We start from the raw sequence: 17,692 nt of genomic DNA, 5'->3' as shown, positions 1-17,692 counted from the left end.
GCTCCGAAAGGTCCTTGGCCGGAAGGCTGTCCTGTTATGCGCGCAGCGCCGCGTCGAACCATCCGGTGATGCTCGCCGGGTGGGTGATCGCGGTACCGACCACGACGCAGAATGCTCCGGCATCCAGCGCGGCACGGGCTTGCGCCGGGGTGTGGATGCGTCCCTCGGCGACCAGCGGCCGGTCGAGCCCCGCGGAGGCAATCGAGGCGAGGAGCTCCAAGTCCGGGCCCTCGGTTTTGGCGCGTTCGCCGGTGTACCCGGCCAGTGTGGTGCCGATCAGATCGGCGCCGGCCGCGGCGGCCTCCAACGCGTCGTCGAGCGACCCGCAGTCGGCCATCACCAGTGCACCGGTTTGTTCGTGCACCGCGGTGATGGTTTGTTTCAGGGACTTGCCATCGGGGCGTTCGCGGCGTGTGCCGTCCAGCGCCACGATGTGCGCACCGGCCTGGGCCACGGCCACGGCATGGTGGATCGTCGGGGTGATGAACACGCCCTCATGGCCATCCTTGAATAAGCCGATTACCGGCACCTCGACCGCCGCACGGGTGAATTGGATATCCGCGATTCCCTGCACGCGGACGGCGGCCGCCCCACCGATCACCGCGGACGCGGCGACCTGCGCCATGGTCTGCGGGTTGCGCATGGGTTCGCCCGGATAGGCCTGCGCCGAGACGATCAAACCTCCGCGCAGGGCTTCTTGCTGTGACTTGCTGAGCAGCATGTCGCTACTTCCTCTCGTTGGCCGGCCAGAATAAGCTGGCCGCCCCGTAAAATGCTGCGTCGTTGCCCAGTTGGGCGGGCACAATTGCGGTGTGCGCCAGCGGGTCGATGGCCGAGGCGGCATAGCCGGCACGCAGCGCCTGCCACCAAAGGTCTCCGGCGCCAGCCATCCCGCCGGAGACGATGATCAGCTCCGGATCCAGCACGTTGCCCAGCGAGGCCAGCGCCATGCCGGCGGCCAGGGCCCCGGTCTGCAGCGCACGGCGGGCGAGCTCATCGCCTTGTCCCGCGCGAGCCGTCAGCTCGCGGGTGTCCAAGACGCCTTCATCTCCGCCGAGGCGGAGGTAGTGGCGGTGGATTGCCGGACCCGAGGCGATGGCTTCGACATGTCCGGTGCGGCCGCAGGAGCAGGGCAGCCCGGCCGCCAGCGGCGAGTCGACGTGCCCCATATGCCCTGCGACATGGTGCGCGCCGGAGAGCAATTGACCGTTGACCAGGTGCGCTCCGCCGATGCCGGTGCCGACCGCGAACAGCAAGACCTGCTTCGCCGCGCGTCCGGCGCCAGCGCGGGCCTCGCCAAGCCCGTGGGCGTGCACGTCGTTGACCGCGCGGACCGGCAGCCCGGTGCGGGCCAGCAGCTCGGTGCGCAAATCCGTTCCAGCCCACCCCGCGATGGTATCGGTGGCGGAGGCGACCTGCGCGTTCGCCGGGTCGATGACTCCGGCCGCGCCCAGGCCGAGGCCCAGAATTTCCTCGCTCGCCTTCCCGCGCAGCTGCGCCACGAGCCCGGCCATCGCGTCGAGCACCGCCGGCGCTCCAGCGCTCGCGGGGGTAGGCACCTGGCCGGTGGCGATGATCTGCCGGCGGGAATCCAGCACGGCGCCGGCGATTTTGGTGCCGCCCACATCCAGGGCGAGCACCGCGCCGGCGCCGAAGCGGAGTTCGCTCATGCTTAGCTGGCCGCCGCGGTGAGCAGTCCGGTTTCATTCAGGATGGTGCGGATGGCGGTGGCCTCCTGCGCGTTCAGCGCTTCCATCGGCACGCTCATGGTGTTCGCCGCGATCACGCCGAGCTCGACCAGCGCGGTCTTGAAGGCGCCCAAGCCTGCGGCTCCGCCGGAAACACGGGCCGAATCCGGGGTGTAGACGATGTTGAACAGGGCCGCGAGGCGGTCCTGCTCGGCGGCGGCTCCGGCCCAGTCGCCGGCCACTGCCAACTCGAACAGGCGGCGGTAGCCGGCCGGGTCCACGTTGCCCAGTCCCGGCACGACGCCGTGGGCGCCGCCGAGCAGCGCGCCGTCCACGACGACCTCGTGGCCGGTGAAGACCGAGAAGCCTTCGATCTCGCGGGTGGCCAGCAGCAGCTGGCGGAAGGACACGTCATCTCCCGAGGAATCCTTCACGCCCACGATTACCCCGTCGTTGGCCAGGCGGATTGCCACCTCCAGCGGCAGCTTGTGATGGGTGCGCACCGGCACGTCGTAGGCGAAGATGTCCACGTTCAGCGCGGCCTTGATCCCGCGGAAGTGCGCCTCGATCTCCGCGGCATTGCTCAACGCGTAGAAGGGGGTGGTGACCACCAGCGCGTCGGCGCCGAGGGCCAGCAACCGCGCCCCTTCCTCGATGGTGCGCACGGTGGTCTGCTCGCTGGCGCCGGCCAGGATCGGCACGCGTCCGGAGTTGGCGGCCACGATGGCGCGCATCACCTGCTCGCGTTCGGCGTTGGACAGGTAGGGCACCTCGCCCGAGGAACCGAGCACGAACAGCCCGGAGACTCCCCCGGCGATCAGGTGCTCGACCACGCGCTGCAGGGATGGGATGTCGAGCTGGCCGTCGGCCGAGCGCGGGGTGACTACCGGTGGGATGACGCCGCTGTACTTCGGGTTATTAACAAATGCCACGTAACTGATCCTTCTGCTTGGGGCCCAATTCTTCGGGCCCTGAAATTGTGGGTGCCTAGAGCTGGAGCAGCGAGGGAGCTGCGCCCAGCAGGGTGCGGGTGTATTCGTTGGTCGGCGCGTCGAAAACCTGTGCGGCGGTGCCTTCCTCGACCAGCTCGCCGGAGTTCATCACGCAGATGCGGTCCGAAACGTAGCGCACGGTCTGGATATCGTGGGAGATGAACACCATGCCGAGGTTCAGCTGCGCCTTCAGGTCGGTGAGCAGGTTGAGCACCTGGGCGCGGACCGAGACGTCCAGCGCGCTGGTGGGCTCGTCCGCGACGATCACCTCCGGCTCCAGGGCCAGCGCCCGGGCGATGGCCACGCGCTGGCGCTGCCCGCCGGAGACCTGGCTGGGCAGGGCGGTGGCGGCCGAGGCCGGCAAGCCGACCACGGAGAGCAGCTCCAGGGCGCGGGCGGTGCGCGAGGCGGCGTTGCCGATGCCGTGCACGCGCAACGGGTCGGTGAGCGTGTCCATAATGCTCATGCGCGGGTTCAGCGCGGTGGCCGGGTCCTGGAAGACCACCCCGACGGCCCGGCCGAATGCCTTGCGCCCGGCGGCGTTGCGCTTGCCCACCGGCTTTCCGGCGAAGAGCACCTGCCCGCCGGTGGGTTCCTGCAGGCCGACCAGCACCGAGGCGAGGGTTGACTTGCCGCAGCCCGATTCGCCGACGATGCCCACGGTTTCGCCCCGGGCCACGGAGAAGTCCACCCCGTTGACCGCTTTGATCAGCCGCGGGGAGAACAGCTTGCCGCCGCGGATCTTGTGGTGCACGTGGATGCCGCGCAGCTCGATCACAGGTGCGTTGTCGGTGCTCATCGGTTAACTCCTGCATTCTCGTGGCTGGCCCAGCGGTGTTCGGGATTCTCGGCGACCGGCACGAAGCTGGTGGCCCGGTGCGGGTCCGCGTCGGCACGCTGACTGCGTTCGGCGAAGCGGTCCCCGGGCACGAAGTCGTACGGGCTGGGCACGGTGCCCGGAATCTGATGCAGGCGCTCGGCCTGCGATTCGATGGAGAGCACCGCGCCGAGCAGGCCGCGGGTGTATTCGTGCTGCGGGTTGGCCAGCACCGCGCGGATCGGGCCGGCCTCGATCACCTGCCCGGCGTACATCACGGTGACCCGGTGGGCCAGCGAGGCCACCAGGGCCAGGTCGTGGCTGACGAAGACCATCGCAAAGCCGAGCTGCTCGCGCAGCTCGTTGAGCAGGTCCACCACCTGCTTCTGCACGGTGACGTCCAGCGCGGTGGTCGGCTCGTCGCAGACCACCAGTTTCGGGCGGCGCGAGAGGGCCATGGCGATCAGCACGCGTTGGCGCTGCCCGCCGGAGAGCTCATGCGGGTAGGAGCGCATGGTGCGCCGCGGATCCAGTTTCACCAGCGCCAGCAGCTCTTCGGGGCTCTTGCGCCCGCCGCGGCGGGTGAGCTGGCGCAGCTGCTCGCCGATGAGCATCGAGGGGTTCAGGCTGGAGAGCGCGTCTTGGTAGACCATCGCGATCGACTCGCCGCGCAATCCCTTGTAGACCTTGTCGTCCCCGGCCAGCGTGCCGCCGTCGGCGGTGGCCGGCAGCAGTTCCCTGCCTTCGAAGCTGATCGATCCGGACAGCTGCGCGCCGGGGCCGAGCAGGCCCATGATCGCCAGCGAGGTGATCGACTTGCCGCAGCCGGACTCGCCGACCAGCGCCATGGTTTCGCCTTCGCGCACGGTGAAGGACACGTCCTGCACGATCTGCGTATCCCCGTAGCGGTCCGGGAAGCGGATCGAGAGGTTCTTGACCTCCAGGATGGTGCGCGGATCCGCCTCATCCAAGACGAGCCGGTCGGTGCGCTGGGATTCGGTGCGCGCCAGCAGGTCCAGTTCGCGGCGCAGCCGTTCGTGGGCGTGCTCGTCGGTGGCCGCCTTGGCCACGGCCGAGCGCTCTGCGCTCTTGGCGCGCGGCTTGCCCGCGCCCTTCACGTTGACCAGCGCGTCGGTCATGCCCTCGGCCAGGATATTCAGCGCCAGCACGGTGAGCAGGATGGTCAGGCCGGCGAAGGTGGTGGCCCACCAGGCGCCGTTGAGCACCAGGGTGCGGCCGTAGGAGATCACATTGCCCCAGCTCGGGGCCGGGTCCTGGATGCCCGCGCCGAGGAAGGAGAGCGAGGCTTCGAGGATGATCGCGTCGGCGACCATCACGGTGGCGAAGACCATCACCGGGGCGGCGCAGTTGCGCAGCACGTGGGTGCCGAGGATGAAGAAGCGTCCGGCGCCGATCACGCGTTCGGCGCGCACATAGTCCTCGCCCCATTGGGCGAGCACGTTGGCGCGGACCACGCGGGCGATCTGCGGGGTGTAGATGATCGCGATCGACAGGATGATCACCGGCAGCGAGTTGCCCAGCGAGGCCAGCAGCGCGGCGGCCAGGGCGATGCCCGGGAAGGCCATCAGCATGTCCATGATGCGCATGATCGTCTCGTTGGCCCACTTGCTGCTGGTGGCGGCCAGGGCGCCGAGCAGCCCGCCGAGCACCAGGGCCAGCGCCACCGAGCCGAGGCCCACCAGCAGCGAGGCCTGCGCGCCGTGCAGCAGCCGGGAGAGGATATCGCGGCCCAGGCGGTCGGTGCCGAAGAGGTGTTCGGCCCCCGGGGCTTGGGCCGGGGTGCCGGTGGCTAGCGGATCGTGCGGGGCGAGCACCGGGGCCAGCAGCGCGAGCAGGCCCACCAGGACCAGGAAAGCCAAGGAGATCTTGGAGCCTAGGGTCAGCGCGCGGAAGCGGCTGCCGCCCGCGCTGAGGCGTTGCACCAGATTGTTGCGTGGGGCCATGATGGTCATCGCTACACCGTCCTAATACGTGGGTTGATCAGCAGGTACAACAGGTCGACGGCGATGTTCACCAGCACGAAGGTCATCGCGATGGTCAGCACCACGCCCTGGACCAGGTTCGTGTCCTGATTGGTGATGCCGTTCATGATCAGCTGTCCCATGCCGGGCAGCGAGAAGATCATTTCGATGACCACCGCGCCGCCGAGCAGGTAGCCGATGCGCAGCCCCAGCACGGTCACCGGGGTGACCAGTGCGTTGCGCAGCACGTTGCGGCTGACCACCTCGTTGCGGGGCACGCCGTTGCCGATGGCGGTGCGCACGTAGTCGCGGTCCAGCTCCTCGACCATGGAGGTGCGCACCACGCGGGTCAGCGAGGCGGAGACCGGGATGGCCAGGGCCAGCGCGGGCAGGGCCATATGGCTCAGCCAGGAGCCGAAGCCGCCGCCAGCCGGGGCGGCGCCGCCGGAGGGGAAGAGCGGGTTCGCGCCCAGGGCGAACCACTGGATGAGCAGGATGCCCAGCCAGAAGGATGGGGTGGCGATCGCGGCGATGGAGAAGATGCGCACCAGCTGGTCCGGCCACTTGTCGCGGTAGAGCGCGCCGAGCACACCGAAGACCAGCGAGATCACCACGGCGATGACCACCCCGAGGAAGGTCAGCTGCAAGGTCAGCGGGAAGGCGCCCTGGATCATGGTGCTCACCGACTGGGCGGGCGGCGTGGTGTTGCCGAAGTCCAGCCGGATCAGCCGGGCGAGGAAGGCGAAGTACTGGATGAAGATCGGATCGTTGAGTCCGCGTTCTTCCCGGTAGGCTTCCTTGGCGGCCGCCGAGGCACCTTCGCCCAGGGCGCTGGTTGCCTCGTCGCCGGGGGCGAGTTTGAGGATGATGAAGACCAGCAGCGAGATGCCCAGAATCATCACGGGCAGTGCCGCGAGGCGGCGTAGCAGCAGGTTGAGGAAATTTCCCACGCAAGGACTCCGTTGGGTTGGGAAGTGAATGTGGCTCGTCTCCGGCCGGGCTCCGCCCGCGAAGGCGGTGCCCGGCCAGGCGGTGCGGCTAGGCCTTAGGCGATACGCCGACGAAGGACACCCCGGTGGTCGGCAGCGGCGCGAAGCCCTCGACCGCATCGGGGTTCCAGGCGGTGGGCAGCTGGCGGTGCAGCACCGGGTAGAGCGGCACCTCGGCGGCGATCAGGTTGATGGCCTTGCCCCACGCTTCCTTGGCCTTGGACGCATCTTCGGCCTTGACCGCCTGGTCGAGCAGCGTCTGCAGGTCCTTGTATTCCTTGGTTCCGCTCCAGCGGAAGCGGGACTTAGGCCAGACATCCCCGCGGTAGAACCAGGACAGCAGCAGGTCCAGATCGTTGCCGAACACCGATGGGTCGCCCGGGGCGGCGACCACGGTGAACTTCCCGGAGTCCACATTGTCTGCGTACAGGGCACCGGACTGCAGGTTCTGCATGGTCACCGAGACGCCCGGGATCTTGTTCCAGGATTCGAGGATCAGCGGGGCGATGTCCTTCACCCAGGAGGTGTCGGTGGTCTTCAGCTCGAAGCTCAGGTTGCCCACTCCGGCTTCCTTCAGCAACGCTTCGGCCTTGGCCGGATCGTAGTTGTAGACGGTGTCCGCCTTGAGGTACTCCGGGTGGGTGTCCTGCACATAGGAGGTCGCGGCCTTGGCATTGCCCAGCAGCGCGGTCTGGATGATGGATTCGGTGTCCAGCCCGTAGTGCAGGGCCTGGCGGACCTTGGCATCGTCGAAGGGTTTCTCGGCGCAGTTGAACATCAAGAAGAGCAGGCCGAAGGACTGCACCGATTCCACGCTGGCCTTTGCCTTCAGGCGCTCCATATCCAGGTAGGGCACGTCTTCGATGGCCTGGACGCGGCCCGATTCCATGGCGGTCACCCGGGCAGCCGCATCGGAGAGCAGGAACCAGGTCATCTTTTCGGCCGTGGCCACCTGGCTGCCGTTGTAGCCCGCGTGCTTGGCGAATTCGATCTTGTCGTCCTTGGTGGCGGAAACGAACTTGTACGGGCCCGAGCCGATCGGGGTGGCGTCGAAGGCCAGCTGGTCCTTGGAGGCGATGGCCTTCGGGACGACCTTGACCACCGAGATCCGGGTGGGGAACAGCGGGAAGGCGTAGTTCAGGGTGAAGGAAACGGTGTTCGCATCCTTGGCCTTGACCGACTTGATGAACGGGATGAACTGCGCGAACAGCGAGGCATTCTTGGTGTCCAGCACGCGTTCGAAGGAGTACACCACATCCTCGACGGTGACCGGCTTGTCATCGTGGAAGGTCGCGTCCTTGCGCAGCGCCACTTCCCAGGTGGTGTCGTCGACCTGGACCGGCTGGGCGGCGGCCAGCGCCAGATACGGTTCGCGGGTGGCCGGGTGCAGATCGACCAGGCCTTCGAAAATGTGCATGTTCGCCGCGTAGGGCGTGGCCCCCGAGGAGGTCATCGGGTCAAACCCGGTGGACAGGGCATAGGAAATGCCGGCGGTGAGCAGGCCTGCGGCGGCAGCTGACCCGGATCCGCCGGATCCTTCGGCGCTGCTGCCCGATGAGCAAGCGGCGAGGCTGGCGGAGAATGCAGCGGCCGCGCCGACCATGCCGGTAATCTTCAAAAAGTCTCGACGAGCATAGGGCTTACTTGCCACTTCGTTAAGTGCCATCGATGCCACCTCCAAGGAAATAAAGTCAGTTCATCGGACGTAGGATGTCCGATCTATAGCCTAGACTGTAATGGTAATCACTAGCGGTGGTCAACTAGCTCACAACCGCGAATTGGAAAATTGGAGAAGTTCATGACAACTAACGGGCCACGCCGCACCGATGCAAAGTCACGCCTGCGGGCGCTGACCTCCGATATCACCGCGTTGATCCTGGAACGGAATCTGCTTCCCGGAGACCCGTTGCCCACCGAACAGGATTTGATGGCCGAGCTGGGCGTGGGGCGCAATTCGCTGCGCGAAGCGGTGAAGGTGCTCCAGGCGCTGGGCATCATCGACACCCGGCACGGTTTTGGCATGTTCGTCGCGGAGAATACGCTCAGCGCGCTGCACGATTCGCTCTCCTTCCGCGGGCAGATGTCGCTGCGCCACCGCGGCCACGAGGCCGGAGAGCTGGTCGATGTGCGCCAGGCCCTGGAGACCGGGCTGATCGACCAGGCCATCCGCGCGGTGACCGAGGAGCATCTGCTTGCGCTGGAGGCCAGCGTGGTGAGCATGGAGCAATCGGCGGTCGATGGCGACATGTTCACCGACGCGGACCGGGACTTCCATCGAATCCTCTTCGAGCCGCTGAATAACACCCTGCTCAGCAATCTGCTTGGCGTGTTCTGGGAGGTCTACCATTCGATCCACGACGTGATCGGACAGGCCGAGCCGGATAAGCCGGCGCTGCTGGAGACCGCGGCGGCCCACCGCGCGATTCTCGAGGCGGTTCGCGCCAAGGACATCGAGCAGGCCCGCCTGCTGCTGGCCGAGCATTTCCAGGGAATTCGCCAACTGCTAGCCCGAATGCACGCCGCGGCGAAATAACTGCCATCCCCTGAGGCATTATCAAACATTTATTTCACAGCTAAGCTGTAAGGGTGGACACATTAGAACGCTATGCACCCAATGAGAACCTGCGACGCGACGAGGCAGCTTGGCGCGCCGCCAACATCAGTTGGCACTTCGCAGAAGTCGAGCTTGATCTGAGCAATGCCACCGCCGGAGCGGAAACGTCCTTCGCCGCGGTGACGACGCTGAACTTCACCTCGGCCTCCCCCGAAACCTTCATCGACTACATACACGAGTCGATCCAGAGCATTGTGCTCAACGGGTCCGAAATCCCGGTGGCCGATGCGGTGCTCGACGCCCGCATCTATCTGCGCGGATTGCGCACCGACGCACCGAACACCGTGCGGATCGCCGGACGCTCGAGCTATTCCCGCTCCGGCGAGGGCTTGCACCGCTTCGTGGATCCGCAAGATGGGCAGACCTACCTCTACACGCAGTTCGAGCCCTCCGAGGCGCGGCGCGTCTTCGCCTGCTTCGAGCAGCCGGATCTGAAGACCAGCTACCGCTTCACGCTCACCGGCCCGGAAGGCTGGCATCTGGCCAGCAACCAGCAGATCCTCGACGAGGTCAACAACGGCGACGGCAGCAAGACCGTTTCCTGCGCGCCGACCGCGCCGATCTCCAGCTACATCACCGCGGTGCTCGCCGGCCCCTACCACGTCGTGCGCGGAACGCACCTGCAGAAATTGGCCGACGGCGAAGAGCTGAACATCGAGATGGCGGCCACCTGCCGGGCCTCGCTGGCCGAGCACTTCGACGGCGAAGAGATCCTGAAGCTGACCAGCCAGGGCCTGGATTACTTCCACGAACTCTTCGACTTCCCCTACCCCTGGGGCAAATACGATTCGGCCTTCGTCCCCGAATACAACCTCGGCGCCATGGAAAACCCCGGACTGGTGACCTTCACCGAACGCTATGTCTTTACCTCGCAGGCCACCGAGGCCCAGCACGAGCAACGCGCCAACACCCTGATGCACGAGATGGCGCATATGTGGTTCGGCGACCTGGTCACCATGAGATGGTGGGATGATCTGTGGCTCAAGGAGTCCTTCGCGGACTACATCGGCACGCTGGCCAATGACGAGGCCACCGACTTCACCACCGCCTGGACCACCTTCGCGGCCCGCCGCAAGGCCTGGGCCTATGTGGCGGACCAGATGCCTAGCACCCACCCGATCGTGGCGGATATTCCGGATCTGCTGGCCGCAGACCAGAACTTCGACGGCATCACCTACGCCAAGGGCGCGTCCGTGCTCAAGCAGCTGGCCGCCTTCGTCGGCGCGGAGGCGTTCCGCGATGCGGCGCGCGCCTACTTCCGCGAGCACGCGTACGCCAACACCACGCTGGAAGACTTCCTGCAGGCCCTGGAAAAGGCCAGCGGGCGCGATATGCGCGGTTGGGCCGATGCCTGGCTGAAGACCAGCGGGGTGCCGAAGCTCGCGGCGCACTACACGGTGGACGAATCGGGCCTGATCACCGCCGCGCAATTGGAGCAGCGCGGGACCGACCCGATCAGCGGCGAGCCGATCATCCGCCCCCACGTGCTGAGCGTGGCCGCCTACACGCTGCGCGCCGGCATCTTGGAGCGCAGCGAATCCCAACGCGTGGAACTTCTGGGAGCCAGCGTCGACTTGGATTTCCTGGTTGGCCAGCGCGCCCCGGACCTGTTGCTGCCCAACGACGGGGATGAAACCTACGCGTTGATCGAATTCGACCAGCGCTCGCTGCAGACCCTGCTGGAGCACCTGGGCGCGCTGCGCGATTCCTTGCCGCGTGCCACCTGCTGGGCCTCGCTCTGGGATGCGGTCCGCCAGGGAAAACTCGATGCGCAAAGCTATGTGGCGGCGATTTTGGAGCACGCCCACACCATCGAGGACTCGGGGGTGTTCTCGGTGCTGCTGGACCAGCTGGCCACCTCGATCTCCAAGTATGTCGCCCCGGAACTTCGCGCGGCACTGCGCGAGCAGGCGGCTCGGGTGCTCACCGGTTGGCTCACGGATTTCGCTTCCGGCAGCGACCAGCAAACCACCACCGCGCGCATGCTGGCCCGTCTGGCGCGCTCCGGAGTGGCGCCGGAGATCATCGATTCCTTCCTCGCCGAGGAACCGAATCCCTATCGAGTCACCGTCGACGAGCAGCTGCGCTGGGCCAGCTATATTGCCCTCGCGGCCTCCGGCCGGTTGGACTCCGCCGCCCAGGAGCGGATGCATGAGGCGGCGAAGGCCAACCCGACCAGCGTCGCGCAGAACTCGGTGCGCACCGCCCTGGCCGCCCGCCCGGATGCCGCGGTCAAGGAAGCCGCTTTCGACACGGTGCTGATGGGCCACGACGACAACGGTTCGCTGTCCAACGACGCGCTCTCGGCGATCGCCCAAGGTTTCGCCATGGGATCTCCCAGCCTCCTGGCCGACTGCCAGCGGCGCTACTGGGCGGCCATCCTGCCGGTCTTCGAAACGATGAGCATGGAATTCGCCACGCGGGTGATCGAGGGGCTCTATCCGGGCATCCAGGATCTGACCGGCGACCCTGCGCAGAACCCGACACTGCTTGCGGCCAACGCCTGGCTCGAGGCCAACCAGTCGGCGCCGGCCGCCCTGCAACGCATCCTCATCGAGGAACGTGCGGAGCTTCAGCGCAGCCTGCAGGCGCAGTCCTTCAGTCGGATCAGCCGCTAGATTACCCGGCTTTACGGAACGCGAGCCGTCCAGGCCTCGGTGTCGAATTTCGATTCGGCCAGGTCCTGGGCGGCCTTTCGCGTCTGCGCATCGAGCTGCGCCCGGGTGGCGCCGGTGCGCTTGGCGAAGGTGTCCATCATCGTGGTGATGAGCTGGGAGCGGTCCTGGCTGGTTTGCGACTTGAGCGGATCCACGCGCTTGACCGCCGAGGTGATGCCCTTGTCGGAGATCTTTTCGCGGCCGATGCGCAGCACCTGGACCATCTTCTGCGCATCGATGTCATAGCTCATCGTCACGTGGTGCAGCAGCGCGCCGTTGGCCAGGCGTTTTTGCGCCGCGCCGCCGATCTTCCCGCTGGGCGTGGCAATGTCGTTGAGCGGCTTGTAGTACGCCTTGATGCCCACTGATTCCAGGGCCTGCATTACCCAGTCGTCGAGAAACGGGTAGGAGTCTGCGAAGCTCATCCCATCGACCAGGGAGTCCGGGGCGTACAGCGAATAGGTGATGCAGTTGCCAGCCTCCATGAACATCGCGCCGCCGCCGGATATGCGGCGGACCACCTTGATGCCGTGGTGCTTGGCCTGTTCCATGTCCACCTCGTTCTTTAGGGACTGGAAGGAACCGATAACCACCGCGGATTCGTCCCAATCCCAGAAGCGGATGGTGGGTTTGCGTTCCCCGGCGGCGATTTGCCGGGTGAGCACCTCATCCAGTGCCACCTGTTCGGCTACCGGGATGATCTGCGGGCCGAGGATTTCCCACTGGTGGTCCTCCCATTTGGTCGCGTGGCCCAGGCTCCGGCGTACCGCACGGGCCACCGCATCGGCGTCGAAGCCGAACAGCACCGCGCCTTCGCGCAGATTCGCGTTGATCGCGTCGCGGATGGTGCCGTGGCTGGCTTCGGTGGGCAGCCCGTCGAGAGCCGTATTGAGGTCTTCGAGGGCTTCGTCCGGTTCCAGGAAGAAGTCGCCATTCACCGAAGCATTGGCGATCACCCCGTTGCTGCTTTCGAGATCTACGACGACTAATTTGCCGCCGACTACCTTGTATTCGCCATGATGCTTCATGGGACGATTCTATCGTCTGAGGTTGGCGGGGAGTTAAAGCGCAAAGGGCGCGAGGGGTGACTAATTGCTCCTTGCCGGCGGCGATCACCGCGGCTGTTCAGCGGCTAGCGCTCCAGCCTGGTTTCCGCCTCCACGCGGCCGAGCTTGTCCGGATTCCGCATGGCGAAAATCCGTGCGACCCTGCCTTCCTCCACCACCAGGCTTATGAGTGAGGGACCGCCTGCTTCATCGTCGATGCGGATGCCCAGGGCCCCGTTGAGCCAGAGAAGCGCGATCTTCGGGTTTTGCGCGGCCTCCGGGAAGAGCCGCAGCAGATTGGTCACCTTCTTCGCACCGTACACCGGCACCCGAACGGCCTGGGCGACGCCGCCGCCGTCGGCGATGAGTATGACCTCGGGGGCTAGCACGTCCATCAGCCCCTGCACATCCCCGGTGGTGACCGCCGCCAGGAAGCTTTCCACGACTTCCCGCTGCTCGCTGCGATCCACGCGCATGCGGGGGCGCCGGGCGGCCACATGAGAGCGTGCACGGCTGACGATCTGGCGCACGGCGGCCGCCGACTTGCCCACGGACTCGGCAATTTCCGCGTAAGGCACGTCGAAGACTTCGCGCAGCACGAATACCGCACGCTCCACGGGGGCGAGCGATTCGAGGATGGTGAGCATGGCGATCGAGACGCTTTCGGCCAGCTCCACGTCCTCGGCGACATCCGGCACGGTGAGCAGGGGCTCGGGCAGCCATTGCCCGACGTAGTCCTCCCGCCGCCTGGACAGCGTGCGCAGGCGGTTGAGCGCCTGGCGGCTGACGGTGCGCACGAGGTAGGCCCGCGGGTCGCGGACGGCCGCGCGGACGCCGGGGTCCAGTTCAGCCCAACGGAGCCAGGCTTCCTGCACCACGTCCTCGGCATCCGCCGCGGAGCCGAGCATCTCGTAGGCGACGGTGAAGAGCAGGCCGCGGTGCACGAGGAACGGATCCTGCAGGTCAGCGGCGCCGAGGTTGCTCATGCCGCCTATGCTACTCCGCGGCCGCCGCGCTCCGCGAGCGGTTTCAGCCCGCAGGAATCGGCGAATCCCTCGGATTCGATGCCGAGGGCGACGTTGCTGCGGGTGGTGAGGTTGGCGAAGCCGATGACGCTGGTCAGTTCGACTAGCGCCGGCGCGCCCAATTGCTCGAGCAGCCGTGCCGAGAGTTCGTCGGTCACCGAGACGGGCGTGGCGCTCATGGCCTCTGCATACTCCAGGACGTCGCGCTCCGTCGGGGTGAAGACCTCGGACTCGCGCCAGCACGGGATCTGCCGGGCCTTGTCCAGGTCCAGGCCGTGGTTGTGCGCCATGAAGTAGTTGTAGTCCAGGCACCACGTGCAGCCGATGAAAGAGGCCACGGCCATATGGGCGTAAGACTTCAGCGACTCATCGCAGCTGTCCCACTTCTGCACCTTCTGCCCGATGCCCATGGATGCCTTGAGCACGGGCTTGTTGTGCCACATCACGCCCAGGGATTCCGGGACTTTGCCGAACATCTTCGCGCTGAATTTCTTGATGAGTGCACCGTAGAGACCGGTGATTTCTGTGGCCGGGATCCTGCTGGTCATGACTCCTCCTGCGGGTCGGTTCTGGGTCCTATGACATGAAGACACCGCCCGCGCCGGATCTGTGACACCTCGGCTGCGCAGGCCAATCGACCGGCGGTGTGCTGCCGGTTAAAAAGCAAACGGCGCGATTCCAGTCAAACTGGAATCGCGCCGTTTTAAGCTTGCGAGGGGCGAAGAATTACTTCTTGCCGCCGAAGCCCTTGAAGCGGGCGTTGAAGCGCTCGACACGGCCAGCGGTGTCCATGATGCGCTGCTTACCGGTGTAGAACGGGTGCGATGCAGCCGAAATTTCGACGTCGATCACTGGGTAGGTGTTGCCATCTGCCCACTCGATGGTCTTGTCCGACGAACGGGTCGAACGGGTCAGGAACTGCTCGCCGGAAGCCAGGTCGTTGAAGACAACTGGACCGTACTGTGGATGAATATCAGCCTTCATAGCTATACACCTTTTGGTTTATGGCCACTGGATTTTGCCAGCAGCTACTTGCTCGGAAAATTAGCCTGCGACCTCGACCAGGGTCGATACACAGACATTCCATCCTATCCCACAAAACCAAGTTCTGCGAAACTCAATTGCGTGGCGCGGAGCACAGGTGCCAGAAGGCAATGGCGCTGGCCGCGCCGACGTTCAGCGAGGAGACTTCGCGGCGCATCGGGATCATCACCGCCTGGTCAACCAAGGCCAGGGTCTGCTCTGCCACTCCCCTGCCTTCGTTGCCCAGGATCATCGCAAATTTCTTTCCTTCGGTCATCTCGACCTCGTTGAGCGCCACCGCGTCCTCGGTCAGTTCCATGGCCAGCATCGTGTAGCCATGGTCCTTGAGGATCGCGATATCCTCTGGCCAGGAGTTCAGCCGCACCCAGGGCAGGTCGAAGACGGTGCCCATGGACACGCGCGCGCTGCGCCGATACCAGGGGTCTACGCACTTCGGGGTGATCAGCACCGCGTCGACGCCCAGTCCGGAGGCCGAGCGCAGGATCGCGCCGAGATTGGTGTGGTCGGCGATGTCTTCGAGGATCGCGATCCGCGAGCTGGCGGTGAGCACCTGGCCCAGGTCCAGCGGTGCCGGACGGTTCATCGAAGCCATCGCGCCGCGGTGCAGGTGGAAGCCGACCAGGTCCTGCAGCTGCCGGTCGTTGCCGATGAAGATCGGCACCTCGGGGAAGCGTTCGAACTCTTCGGCCAGCTGGTCCAGGTGCTTTTCGGCCAGCAGGAAGCTGCGCGGCACGTGGCCGGCGTTGATGGCGCGGGTGACCACCGTGGTGCTTTCGGCGATGTACAGGCCGTTTTCCACGTCGGTGCGCATGCGCAGGTGGGCTTCGGAGAGGCGCAGGTATTCGTCCAAACGCGCATCATCATGCAGATCTTCGACCCGCAGGATGCGTTCGGGGTTGGTGATCTCAGGCACCGGCTACTAGCTTGTAGAGCATATTCGCCAAGGCGACGACGCCGAGGATGACGATGACCAGGCGCAGCCATCCCGGGGAGAGCTTGCGTCCCACCTTCGCGCCGATGAACCCGCCGATCAGCGAGCCGACGGCGATCAGCAGGACGATCAGCCAGTGGATGCGTTCCGGTGCGATCAGCAGGTAAATCCCGGCGGCGACCAGGTTCACGAGCAGCGAAAGGATCACCTTGATGGCGTTGGACTGCTGCAGGGAAGCCTGCAGGAAGACGCCGAAGACCGCCATGAGCAGCACGCCCTGGGCGGCGGTGAAGTATCCGCCGTAGACGCCGATGACAAAGACCAGCACGTAGAGGATCAGCGGGATCTTCGCGCGGTCCGCGTCGTCCGGGTCGCTTCCGCCGCGCTGCGCTTGCCGGGTTTTGGCCCAGGCGGCGAGCTTCGGCTGGTAGATGACCAGCACCAAGGCGCAGAGCAGCAGCACCGGGGCGACCACACCGAACACCGATTCGGGCAGGTTCAGCAGCAGCAGCGAACCGATCAGTCCGCCGATCAGGGAGACCGGCACCAGTTTCAGCAGGGTCTTCTTCACGCTGGCCGCTTCGCGGCGGTAGCCCCAGGCGCCGGAGAAGCCTCCGGCGATCAGGCCCATGGCGTTGGAGACGACCGCGTTGACCGGGGTGATTCCCAATGCGACCAGGATGGGGAAGGTCACCAGCGTGCCCGACCCCACCACCGTGTTGATGGTTCCCGCCCACAGTCCGCCGAGCAGGATTAACGCTTCACGCCAAAATTCGATCACAGTTCAGCGCGTCCTTAGCCTTGGCGGCGCGCGACGGCGGAGTAGCGGCCGGCGTCTTCGCGCATGCTCAGCTCCATCCCGTAGGTTGCCTTGAGGTTTTCCTCGGTCAGGGTGGAGGCGATATCGCCCGAGGCAACCACTTCGCCGTCCTTGAGCATCAAGATGTGGGTGAAGCCAGGCGGTATTTCCTCGAGGTGGTGGGTCACCAGCACCAAGGCCGGGGAGTCTTCATCGGCGGCCAGCTCGGTGAGCTTGGTCACCAGTTCTTCGCGCCCGGCGAGATCCAGGCCTGCGGCTGGTTCATCGAGAATCAGCAGTTCCGGGTCGGTCATCAGCGCACGGGCGATGAGTACGCGCTTGCGCTCGCCTTCGGATAGCTTGCCGAATGGCTGGTTCATGAAGGTGGACATGCCCCACTGGTGGAGCATCGAGAAGGCCCGGCGTTCGTCGAGGCGTTCGTACTTCTCGCGCCAGCGCCCGGTCATCCCGTACGCGGCGGTGAGGACCACGTTCAGCGCGGTCTCGTTGCCGGGAATGGCGTTGGCGACCAGTGCCGAGCTCAAGCCGATCAGCGGCCGCAGTTCGAAAACATCGACCTTGCTCATGGTTTCGCCCAAAATGCCCGCGGTGCCGCGGGAGGGATGCAGACGGGTGGCTGCAATGTTCATCAGGGTTGACTTGCCGGCGCCATTGGGGCCCAGCACAATCCACCGCTGGCCTTCTGTGACTTCCCAGGACACGTCTTTGAGCAGGTCTTTACCCCCGCGCACCACGCTGACATCGTTGAAAGTTAGCACTTCGCTCATGGTTTTTAAGCCTAGACTTTCGTTCTCTGATTCACTAATTGAAAACACCGCTGCAGCTGTGCAATATGACTCCACAGCCGGTGGTGGACCGGCCGAGCACCGAATAGCAGTCTAGCCGTGGCGCGTACCCCGCTTGTCAAGGACGCGGATCACCGGCAGGCTTCCCGCTGAGTGCGCGGCGAGAAGCTAACCCGGCACCGGGCAGTTTCTCGCTTTCGGCATCGGTGAGCCGAATTCTGCTGCGGAAATCCTCACTCGCTCGGTGGTCAAGGACAAGAAACCAGACTCACCCGAGCAGATGGTGCGCGCCGAGCTGGGTA

Annotated in this window: 16 protein-coding genes; 2 read left to right on the top strand and 14 right to left on the bottom strand. The window is 65.8% G+C overall.

Features of this window, described 5'->3' with window-relative positions; translation table 11 throughout:
* Positions 1-34: 34 nt before the first annotated feature.
* The 7 genes from ACT3UQ_RS07700 to ACT3UQ_RS07670 form a co-directional block, all read right to left on the bottom strand.
* The gene (locus ACT3UQ_RS07700; RefSeq protein ID WP_105569086.1) at positions 35-721 is read right to left on the bottom strand and encodes an N-acetylmannosamine-6-phosphate 2-epimerase; all 687 of its coding nucleotides are present in this window, start codon (positions 719-721) and stop codon (positions 35-37) included.
* A 4-nt stretch (positions 722-725) separates the two neighbouring features.
* On the bottom strand, positions 726-1,670 hold the full coding sequence (locus ACT3UQ_RS07695) for an ROK family protein (RefSeq protein ID WP_105649152.1): 945 nt from the start codon (positions 1,668-1,670) through the stop codon (positions 726-728).
* 2 nt (positions 1,671-1,672) lie between these two features.
* Positions 1,673-2,620 carry a dihydrodipicolinate synthase family protein gene (locus tag ACT3UQ_RS07690; protein WP_105552081.1) on the bottom strand — a complete coding sequence of 316 codons (948 nt, stop codon included), beginning with the start codon at positions 2,618-2,620 and terminating at the stop codon, positions 1,673-1,675.
* A gap of 55 nt (positions 2,621-2,675) precedes the next feature.
* Positions 2,676-3,479, bottom strand: coding sequence for an ABC transporter ATP-binding protein (locus ACT3UQ_RS07685; RefSeq protein WP_105649153.1), 804 nt, complete (start codon positions 3,477-3,479; stop codon positions 2,676-2,678).
* The gene (locus tag ACT3UQ_RS07680) at positions 3,476-5,470 is read right to left on the bottom strand and encodes a dipeptide/oligopeptide/nickel ABC transporter permease/ATP-binding protein (protein ID WP_444636865.1); all 1,995 of its coding nucleotides are present in this window, start codon (positions 5,468-5,470) and stop codon (positions 3,476-3,478) included. Before ACT3UQ_RS07680 ends, ACT3UQ_RS07685 begins: the two co-directional genes overlap by 4 nt.
* Positions 5,471-5,472: 2 nt before the next feature.
* Positions 5,473-6,429 carry an ABC transporter permease gene (locus tag ACT3UQ_RS07675; protein ID WP_444636864.1) on the bottom strand — a complete coding sequence of 319 codons (957 nt, stop codon included), beginning with the start codon at positions 6,427-6,429 and terminating at the stop codon, positions 5,473-5,475.
* Between the two features lie 88 nt (positions 6,430-6,517).
* On the bottom strand, positions 6,518-8,134 hold the full coding sequence (locus ACT3UQ_RS07670; protein WP_444636863.1) for an ABC transporter substrate-binding protein: 1,617 nt from the start codon (positions 8,132-8,134) through the stop codon (positions 6,518-6,520).
* 132 nt (positions 8,135-8,266) lie between these two features.
* On the opposite strand from ACT3UQ_RS07670, the gene ACT3UQ_RS07665 reads away from it, so the two are divergent.
* Positions 8,267-9,001: a FadR/GntR family transcriptional regulator gene (locus ACT3UQ_RS07665; protein WP_444636862.1), complete on the top strand. Its 735-nt coding sequence runs from the start codon at positions 8,267-8,269 to the stop codon at positions 8,999-9,001.
* Between the two features lie 53 nt (positions 9,002-9,054).
* Positions 9,055-11,700 carry an aminopeptidase N gene (gene pepN, locus ACT3UQ_RS07660; protein WP_444636861.1) on the top strand — a complete coding sequence of 882 codons (2,646 nt, stop codon included), beginning with the start codon at positions 9,055-9,057 and terminating at the stop codon, positions 11,698-11,700.
* An 11-nt stretch (positions 11,701-11,711) separates the two neighbouring features.
* Here the strand turns inward: pepN and ACT3UQ_RS07655 are convergent, their stop codons facing one another.
* The 7 genes from ACT3UQ_RS07655 to ACT3UQ_RS07625 form a co-directional block, all read right to left on the bottom strand.
* Positions 11,712-12,767, bottom strand: a complete 1,056-nt coding sequence (locus ACT3UQ_RS07655) for a lipoate--protein ligase family protein (protein ID WP_444636860.1) — start codon at positions 12,765-12,767, stop codon at positions 11,712-11,714.
* Positions 12,768-12,871: 104 nt separating this feature from the next.
* Positions 12,872-13,771 carry an RNA polymerase sigma-70 factor gene (locus ACT3UQ_RS07650; protein ID WP_444636859.1) on the bottom strand — a complete coding sequence of 300 codons (900 nt, stop codon included), beginning with the start codon at positions 13,769-13,771 and terminating at the stop codon, positions 12,872-12,874.
* Between the two features lie 5 nt (positions 13,772-13,776).
* A complete protein-coding gene (locus tag ACT3UQ_RS07645) occupies positions 13,777-14,358 on the bottom strand; it encodes a carboxymuconolactone decarboxylase family protein (protein ID WP_096284306.1) in 582 nt (193 codons plus the stop codon).
* 178 nt (positions 14,359-14,536) lie between these two features.
* A complete protein-coding gene (locus tag ACT3UQ_RS07640) occupies positions 14,537-14,794 on the bottom strand; it encodes a type B 50S ribosomal protein L31 (protein WP_096284304.1) in 258 nt (85 codons plus the stop codon).
* A 133-nt stretch (positions 14,795-14,927) separates the two neighbouring features.
* Positions 14,928-15,767, bottom strand: coding sequence for a TrmH family RNA methyltransferase (locus ACT3UQ_RS07635; RefSeq protein ID WP_255248360.1), 840 nt, complete (start codon positions 15,765-15,767; stop codon positions 14,928-14,930).
* Positions 15,760-16,566, bottom strand: a complete 807-nt coding sequence (locus ACT3UQ_RS07630; protein WP_096284302.1) for a sulfite exporter TauE/SafE family protein — start codon at positions 16,564-16,566, stop codon at positions 15,760-15,762. Before ACT3UQ_RS07630 ends, ACT3UQ_RS07635 begins: the two co-directional genes overlap by 8 nt.
* Positions 16,567-16,580: 14 nt before the next feature.
* A complete protein-coding gene (locus ACT3UQ_RS07625; RefSeq protein ID WP_444636858.1) occupies positions 16,581-17,372 on the bottom strand; it encodes an ABC transporter ATP-binding protein in 792 nt (263 codons plus the stop codon).
* Between the last annotated feature and the right edge of the window lie 320 nt (positions 17,373-17,692).

The organism is Glutamicibacter sp. AOP12-B1-11, from assembly GCF_052379245.1.
Classification (GTDB): Bacteria; Actinomycetota; Actinomycetes; order Actinomycetales; family Micrococcaceae; genus Glutamicibacter.
The sequence above is the reverse complement of the archived record's forward strand: the minus strand, read 5'-3'. Positions and strand labels throughout refer to the sequence as shown.